Origin of the sequence: uncultured Fretibacterium sp. (assembly GCF_963544685.1) — a bacterium.
GTDB lineage: Bacteria > Synergistota > Synergistia > Synergistales > Aminobacteriaceae > CAJPSE01.
Genome location: NZ_CAUUGJ010000018.1, coordinates 20,590 through 29,061, shown reverse-complemented (window position 1 = coordinate 29,061; position 8,472 = coordinate 20,590). Strand labels below are relative to the sequence as shown.

The 8,472-nt window shown below is 63.3% G+C and carries 4 protein-coding genes; 2 read left to right on the top strand and 2 right to left on the bottom strand.

Annotation, left to right across the window (positions count from 1 at the left end; genetic code table 11):
• A partial coding sequence (locus tag ABLA28_RS03205; RefSeq protein WP_347712485.1) for a hypothetical protein occupies positions 1-210 on the top strand: 210 nt, incomplete at its 5' end.
• A 680-nt stretch (positions 211-890) separates the two neighbouring features.
• Here the strand turns inward: ABLA28_RS03205 and ABLA28_RS03200 are convergent.
• Complete coding sequence (locus tag ABLA28_RS03200) at positions 891-4,601, bottom strand: hypothetical protein (RefSeq protein ID WP_347712484.1); 3,711 nt, start codon at positions 4,599-4,601, stop codon at positions 891-893.
• Positions 4,602-4,857: 256 nt separating this feature from the next.
• Positions 4,858-5,277 (bottom strand): hypothetical protein, encoded by a 420-nt coding sequence (locus tag ABLA28_RS03195; RefSeq protein ID WP_347712483.1) that lies wholly within the window; start codon positions 5,275-5,277, stop codon positions 4,858-4,860.
• Between the two features lie 273 nt (positions 5,278-5,550).
• Between ABLA28_RS03195 and ABLA28_RS03190 the strand changes: the two genes are divergently transcribed.
• On the top strand, positions 5,551-8,172 hold the full coding sequence (locus ABLA28_RS03190; RefSeq protein ID WP_347712482.1) for a LuxR C-terminal-related transcriptional regulator: 2,622 nt from the start codon (positions 5,551-5,553) through the stop codon (positions 8,170-8,172).
• The last annotated feature ends 300 nt before the right edge of the window (positions 8,173-8,472 follow it).

Genomic DNA, 8,472 nt, shown 5'->3' with positions numbered 1-8,472 from the left:
GCCCTCATACCGGTCATTGATCGCATCCAAAACTTTGGACATCTGTTTGCAGGCCGGTCAACCGGCCCCGGACAGGGATACCAGAGTCGGCAAGCCCTTTCCCTCGGCATGAACGGGACAGAAAATGAAAGCCAAAAAAAGGAAAATCGACACAAGCACCGTTCTCATTACCGAACCCTTCCTTTCGTTTCTAAAGAAACGCTGATTTAATCCATGAAGCACCCCGGTGGTACCCCAGCTTGCTTGTCGATGGGCTGAACTTGCCGGGGCCGCCGCTATCGGGATAGCGGCGTGGGAGCTTTAAGCAGACGACCGGCGAGGTACGAGCCGTGTCGGTCGCTTAGGGGCTTCATCAGGGGGCGAAGCCCCCATGTTAAATTTTAGGGAAGCGCTGGAGATTTTTGCCCATAGATGTTTTGCATACTCCTCTTTGGAAAAATATGCGTTTTTGTTTTAATCAGCGCTTCCCTAAAGAATGTGTTCCTTTCGCTTTCAGCAGGAATACCGCGGCAAGGGCCAGCGCTAAAGCATTCCATCCTGCGTCGCCCCTAAAGGGACTAGCTGCGGTTGTTGAAAATCAGGCTTTCCTTTTCAATAGGAACGCAGCTGCAAGAGCCAGTGTCCATCCACTGACACCCGCGTCGCCTGCTGCGCCGAACAGCAACAACTGTGTTGCCGTTCGGCATAAGCGGACCGAAGGTTTACGGCTTGCCGTACCGACACGCCCCGCGAGGCTAACGCCTCGCGGAAGGCGGTCGTCTGCTTAACGGACTAGCTACTTTTATTCGACGCTACACCTTTTTCCTCAGTAGGAATGCCCCGACAAGAGCCAAGGCCAGTCCACTGACACCCGCGTCGCCCCTAAAGGGACTAGCTGTATCTATCCGAGGCTACGCCTTTCTCCTTAGAAGGAAGGCAGCTGTAAAAACCAAGGCTAGTCCACCAAATCCCGCGTCGCACCCGCCGCCGCTCCTTCTGCCGCCGTGCGCGGGAGGGTCCTTCGGGTCGTTCGCGTCACCGCGCGGCCAGTGGAGGCTCACGCCCTTGTCCCCGACGAGATCGACGGCCAGCGTTCCCTCGCGCATCTTGCTCGGCGACACGATAAACGAGAGGCTGCGCTCGGTGTTCGGGAAGATCGCCGGGATGGTCCGCGTCGCAACGCGGCTCTCGCTGCCGTCACCCTTGACCCGGCTCACCGTCATGTGCAGGTTCGTCAGCGTCTCGGAGCCGCTGTACCGGATCGTGGCGTGGGCGCGGAAGTCCGAGGTCTGCTTTAAGAGCTCCGTGCGGAACTCCGGAAGCGTCAGCTGCTTGCGCGTGTCGTCCGACCGGATGGGCTTGAAGGTCATGCTGAAGTCCCCCTCCGTCGCGGCCGCACGGACCACCTGGGCGGACACGACCGCCAGGCCCGCGGCAGCCTTCGGCTCCTCGGCCAGCACGGCGATCGGATAGCGGCCGACGTTGTTGCCGCCCGGCTCCCCCGGATAGCTCCATTCCTCGTGAAGCTCGTCAAGCTTGTTGTCCGGGTCCACGGCGAAGTAGAGGTCGTAGTTGCCGGGGGTGAGGTCGTTCGGAACGGTCCACGTGAACGAGGCGGTCGCCTTGTTGGCCTCCGCGCCCTGCGTCCAGCCTCCAAGCCGAACGGTCTGCCGGTCCAGCGTCTGCAGGTCCGCATCCCCGCCCCCAGCGCGAAGGCGCATCTCGACCTCGACGCCGCCCGCGTCCTTGAAGCTGGCGTTGTAGAGCGGAATCCGGATCGTGTACCTTCCTCCGCGGACGAGGGCCGATGTCGTCGATTTCCGAACATCCTCGTCCCGGAAGGAGATTCCGCGCACCTGCGTCGCCGAAATGCGATCCTCGTTGGCGGACCAGACCACCCGGGTCGTTCCGCTCTCGGACAACTGGACGCGGCGGTTGTAGCGCGCCGGAAGCACGAGCGCGGGGTCGGGCTTGTCCGCGTACAGGCTGCCCGGCGTGTTCCGCCAGACCAGCGCGTTGCTGTCGGCCAGGTCCACCCCGAAGGCCACCTTCATCACGCCGGCGGCGTCGGCGTAGAGCTGGGTCTCGATGAGGTGCTTGATGTAACTGGAGTTGAACGGGAGCTGCGCGTTGTTGAGGGTCACGGTGAACTTCTCGGACTCCTGATACGTCTTGGTGAAGGTCTCGGTGTTCGTCAGCTCGTTGGAATAGCCGACCGTGCTCGTGACCCCGACGCTGAAGACCTTCGGCGCGCCGAGCGAGACGTTGAGCGAGCCGTTCGCCGCCTTCTTCGATTTGGTGGTGAGACCGGACACGTCGGTCGTCACCTGGGAGACCGCGAGGTCCAGCACCGTCCTGCCGCCGACGGCCGAGTTCAGCCTGTTCGACAGCTCCTGCTGCATTTCGCCGTAATACGGGGTGTTCTCGACCTTCGTCGGATACGAGAAGAGGTTGCCCTCCTCGTGGATGGGGTTGTAGTCGTCGAACTGCGCGCTCTGGCCGGCGTCGCCCTGGACGATCGTCGGCGCATCGCAGAGCGAGAAGGTCATGAACCGGTCCCCGTTGAGCTTCTCCCCCTCCTCGAGCGGCGCGTCCGGAGCCTGAGGCGCGGGGCCGAGGACCGGGTAGCGCCACACGTGCCGGTCGGTCTTGTACAGGACGACGTTGTCCGATCCGTCCGTGACGCTGGTGATGGTCGTCGCGACCGTCGCCTGGGAGCTGTTGGCCGCGTTCTCGACCCTTGCCGACGTGTCCTTGTAGCCGCCCGAGGCGTTGGCTCCGATCAGCTTGTACCGCCCTCCGACGGACGCATTGACCCCCCACTCCAGCGCGCTGGTCGCGCTGAACGACGTGTCGGCCTTGCTGCTCTCGGTCTGGCTCTTCGAGTACGCGACGGACGAGCCCATCCAGGACAGGTTCATCACGGACTTCTTCTCCGGCCGGACGCCGTTGACCTCGAACGGGGCCTGGATGTAGTCCACGTGATAGGGCGGGGTCTGGATCTCCGCGGCGTAGCTGCGCTCGCCCTCAAAGACCAGGTGCGTCGGTTCGCCCAGGGCCATGGACTCGCCGTAGAAGTCGCCGGGCAGGAGCGCCGCGGCGCGCCCCGCACTGCCCTGCGTGTGAAGAACGGGCGAGGAAAGGCCCGTGAGGCTGCCGCCCGAGATCTCGGGCGACAAGTACCACACCCTGTCGCCGGTGAAGTAATCGCTCGACCGTTTGTCCGTATCGTCGCCCTGAGAGAGCGAGAAGAACACCTTTCGGAGCGGGGCCCCCCGCTCGGACCTCCCTCCCAGGGGCACGAGCGCAAGCGACGCGCTGCGGAGCAGGCAGCTGCACTCCGCCCTGTCCACGCCGCCGACCCCGCCGTATCCGGCGAGGGTCTGTCCCGTGTTGCGCCAGAACTTACGCGCGGGCTTCAGGGCTCCGTCCGTTCCCCACACCGAGACCTGGAGCTGCCCGCCGTCATCCCCGTACTTCGCGGACAGGAAGACGATCTCGTCCTTCCCGTCGCCGTCCAGGTCGCCGGCAGAAGCGATGATCCCGTAGTGCGGGACGTACACCAGCGTCCACGACGTGCCGCCCACCCGCTGAGCCTTATCGTTCAGCCGCGTCTCGGAGCCGCTGAACCCGGAACCGTTCCACCCGTATGTCCGAACGGCCGGGTAGGCGTCGTCGCCGTCCTTGTCGGCGTAGACCGCCGCGAGCTCCGTCTTCCCGTCGCCGTTGAAGTCCCCGGCCACCACGTCGCAGCCGTCGACCTTCTCGCCCTTGCCGTCCCGGCTGCCGAGGCCGGTCTCGTATATCGGGGACGCCTCGACGACCCCCGACGCGCGATAGACCTGAAGAAAATAGTTGTTGTCCCTGCCGGTGCGGATGAGGGCGAACTCGTTGGCCCTGCCGTCGTGGTCGAGGTCCCCCGCCGCCACGCGGACCGACGGGTAATGGGCGTTCATCGCCCCGAGCTGCCGGGTCTCGACGCGCTTCCCCACGGGGTCGACGAAGGCCAGCCAGGCGGTGTAGGTCTGCTCGTACCCGGGGCGTTTCTTCCCCGACGGGTCCCCGCCCGCCGTGTAGTACGCGACGACGAAGGCCTCGGAGCCGCTCTCGCCGTCGGGGAAGAGCCCGGCAGCCGAGTCCGTGACGTAGGGGTACCCGGACGCCTCGATCGTCGTGCTCCAGCCTTTCGCCGCGGCGAGCCCGCCCTTCTCGTCCGGCTTCACCTGCGCGAAGCGGAGGGTGACGCCGCCCTCGTTGGAGGACGGATACATCACGACGAGGGAGCCGTCCGCGGCCCGTTTTTTGCCGACGGCCGGGTGAAGGCCCGTGTTGGTGTACCCGCCGTCGTCCCCGAGGTTGACCTGAGCTTTCTCGGAGGGACTTCCCCTGTCGTCGCCCCGAGTGGGATAAAACCGGAATTTTCCGTCGTTCGCCTTCAAGAACTTCAAAAGCGATTCCTTCACGACACCGCGCGAGCCGGTCGTCTCCTTCACGATGTCGTCGATCTGAGCGAGCGGCTTGCCGTTGATCAAAACCGACGAGGCGGCGTCCGCCGGCGCGCCGTGGATCAGGACGATTCCCGCCATCCCCGCGCACAGGGCGCAGGCCCGCGCCAGAGGCAAAATCCTTCCGAGGCCAGTTTTTTTCGAGCACCCTGACCTTCGCGTTTTCCATAAACCGAACAATCTCCGCACCTTCCCCCGCTTCAACTTCATAAAAGACAACGACAGGTACGGCGCAAACCGCACGCCGTACCCGTAAAGCCCCCAATCCAAACGTAACAGCGGTAAAGCCCGTCCGCAATATTCCCCGGATGTTCCTCATATTCAAGGCGGAACGCCCCGAGAGAACGACATCCCCCCGCTTATCTTATTGTGGCTATTTCCCCTGTATGGAGTCGATGAGGGCCTCCAGCTTGGGGTTCTGCCCCGTGATGACGAGCAGCAGGTATTTATCGTCCTCCGTGTTCAGGATCGCCCGGCTCTCCACACCGGCCTCGTTCTTGAAGTCGAAATGGTACACATTGTCCTCAAACACCGGCTCCGAGCCCTTCAACTTCTGCGCGAAGGCCGCTGCCAGGTCCTTGGCCTCCATTCCATCCCGTTTGTCCACCGTGACGCTCACCGCCGCAGAGTTGTCGTTGGCCACAATCCCCACGGTCGTGCCGTTCTGCGTCGCGGTCCAGTCGTCCGGGACATCCACGGTAAAATCCTTGAAATCCTGCACGGCCGCGAAGGCCGCAGCGGAGAACACGAGGACCGCCAACACCGACAAAACACCGATACGCTTGCTCCACATTCACAAAAACTCCCTTCCCGATAACAAGGCTGGATACGGACAGAGGCTGAATCCCCCTACCCGCGATATTCTATGCGCCGCTCCGGGGAGCGTCCATAACCCGAGGTCATGATTACAGCCCGAAAAGGCAACTTTTTTCCGCAAAAGAGAAATTTCTTGGTTCACCGCCCCCTCCAAGGGCCGGCCTCAACCCTCCTCATGTTCCTGTATAATTGTGAGGGAATCAAAGATACGCTTGAATCCATCACGAAGAACATCCTAAGGAGAAAGCCCATGTCCGAGGAACACTTCCTTCCGCCCCGCGCAGGAAAGGGGATCCTGCCCCGTGCGAGGGTGAACGCGATTCTGGACGCCGCGAAGGAGCGCGGAGGGCACTGGGTCTACGTCGGGGCTCCCGGCGGGTTCGGAAAGAGCCTCGCCGTCTCGCAGTGGCTGGCCCCGCAGCGCAACAAGCATGCCTGGATCACGCTGGATCCCTACGACAACAACGAGGGCCGTTTCGTCCGCAAGTTCCTGGGAGGGCTCGCCTTCGCCCAGAGGGCCAACCGGAGGCTGGCCCGGGCCGCGGAGCGGGTGAAGCCCCCCTTTCTGGAGTATCTCTTCGACGCCCTGGACCTGCTCCTCCCCAACACCAAAAAGTACGTTCTGGTCCTGGACGACCTTCACCATCTGCGGGACGGGGCGGTGCCGCGGGCACTCCCCCTGCTCCGGAAACGCCTCCCCTCCGGATTCACCGTCTGTCTCCTGAGCCGGGACGAGCCCTCGGACATCTTCCTGGACGCCATCTTGAAGGGCGATATGACCGTCCTGGGCGCCCGAGACCTGGCCTTCGACGAGGAGGAACTGCGAAGGCTTCTGACTCGAAACGGCCTTTCCCCCCACCGGGCGACCGACCTCCTGAGGCGGACCGCGGGATGGCCCATAGCGGTGGGGGCCTTTTTGATGGGGAGCGGGGCGCCGGGAGAGGAAAGGGAAAAGGAGGAAGTTTCCCCCGACGGGGCCCTGCAGGGGGAGGAGCTGCTGCGCCGCTACCTGGATGTCCACGTCTGGATCGGTTGGGACGACCGGATTCGGGACTTTCTGATGCAGGCCTCCCTGCCCGCCCTGCTGGACGGACGGCTGTGCCGCCGCCTGACGGGACGACCGGACAGCGCCGAAATCCTCGAGTCCCTGGTCTTCGTCTCCCGCCTGGGAAACGGGCGTTACCGCCTGCACGACCTTTTTCGGGACTTTCTGAGGGAGAAGCTCTACGAAAGCCGCAGTGCCGACGAGATTCATGCCCTCGAGAAAAAGGTGGCCGACGCGCTCTTCGAGGAGGAGGATTACTACGCCGCCGCCGCGCACTACATCCGATGCTCCGACTCCAGGGGACTGTCCGCCTGCTGCGCGGCCTTTCGGCGAATTGCCGCCTCCAGCTCGGTGGAGGACCGCATCGCGTTCTTCAAGGAATACGTGATCGACGGACGCGAGGAGCTGCGCAAGGACCTCTTCGAGGGGAATCTTCCCATAATGACCCAATGCGCCTTCGTGTACTACGTGGAGGGTAACGCCCGGCAATTCCTCCGGCTTATGGATAAGATTGAACGAGAGCTGGAAAGCCGGAGCTCGAAGGACATCTCTTCATCTTCGAAAAAGGCGGACAGGGATGCCATGCAGCTCTTCTGTGCGCTCCGGGCACTGGATTTTCGCAGGCCCCTGGACCGCTATACGGACGAGCTCCTGGAGGGACGAAAGGACCTGAAGCGTCTCCTGCCCGACGGACAGCTCCGGGTGGGGACCTTTACCGCAGCCATGCCCATGCTGCACCGCTCCCTGATAGACCACTCGGACCTGGCCCGGGGCCGCGATCTCTACGTCCAGGCCGCCAGGAGGCGGAGGGCCTTTACTCCCCTTTTGGGAAACGAGCATCAGGTCATGCTGGAATGCCAGCTTGCGGGGATCCTCTACGAAAGCAGCCGCCTCCCCGAGGCCTGTTTCCGGGCCCTGAGGAGCCAAGAGATGATGGAGACGACGCCCTGCAGGGCGGAGGTACGTTTCTCCGCGGACCTGATCCTGTCGGCCATCCTGAGGGCTATGGGACGAGCGGACGAGGCCGCAAAAATCGAGAAGGAGACGGAACGGCGCATCGAGGGGGAGGGGTTCCTCCTTCTGCGCCCGAGCCTTCGGGCCTGGCGCTTCGCCGCCCGCATCGCAGGCGGGGATGGAAAGGCGGCGCGGGAGTGGCTGGACACCTACGCTGCTCCCCTCACTGAAGGGTTACCTCTGTACCGGATGTACCAGCACTTCGTCACGGAACGGGCGCTGCTCGCCGTCCGGGAGGACGCCTTGGCTGTCCTGTTCGGGGAGAAGCTGCTGAGGCTTGGGATGAATTTTCGGCGACGACTGGACATGATCGAGGCCTCTTTGCTGCTCTCGCTCGCTCACAGGAACCTGGGAAACCGCAAAAAAAGCCTCCATTGCATGGAGAGGGCACTTAAGATCGGGGCGCTCTGCAATTTCCCGAGGCTCTTCATCGACGACGCGCCCGCCCTCGCCCCGGTCCTCGACACCCTGCTGCGAACCCACAAAACGCATAAGGCCCTCTGGATCGATTTCGCGGTCCGGGTCCGGGCGGCCATGGCGGGGACCGATAAGGTACCCCTGACTTCATCGAAAATGGTGGAGGAAGCGGCGGCGGTCCCCGCCCTGAGCGACAGGCAGATTCGGATTCTGGAACTTCTCGGGAGGAACGCGAGCTACGGGGAGATCGCGAAGGAGCTTGGAATAGCCCACAGCACGGCAAAATACCATGTCCTCAGGCTCTACCGCGCCCTGGGAGCCTCGAGCGCCGCCGAGGCCCTTGCCCGCACAGGCCGGCCCGGGCCCCACAGCTCCGGCTCCGAATCCCCGGGATGAAGCGCTAGGCCCACGTCCCGGATCTTCGGGACGCAGCGCACCAGGTGCTGTCCGCCGCCTCATACATCACCGTCCTGGATCCCCCGGAACTTCGTGCCCTCGTTCACGACTTGGCGGTTCGAATGAGAGAGAGGAACTCCTTGCCTTCAAGTACTGCCCCACACTTTTCCCCTCAAAGTCATCGAACGGAACTTTTTTGGCGAAGGTCAGCAACACCCGAAATTTTTCTTCTTTTTTTATGTTACACTGGAGGAAACTATGGACTCGTTCCGAACCCGATCGGCCTCCCGACGGGGACGG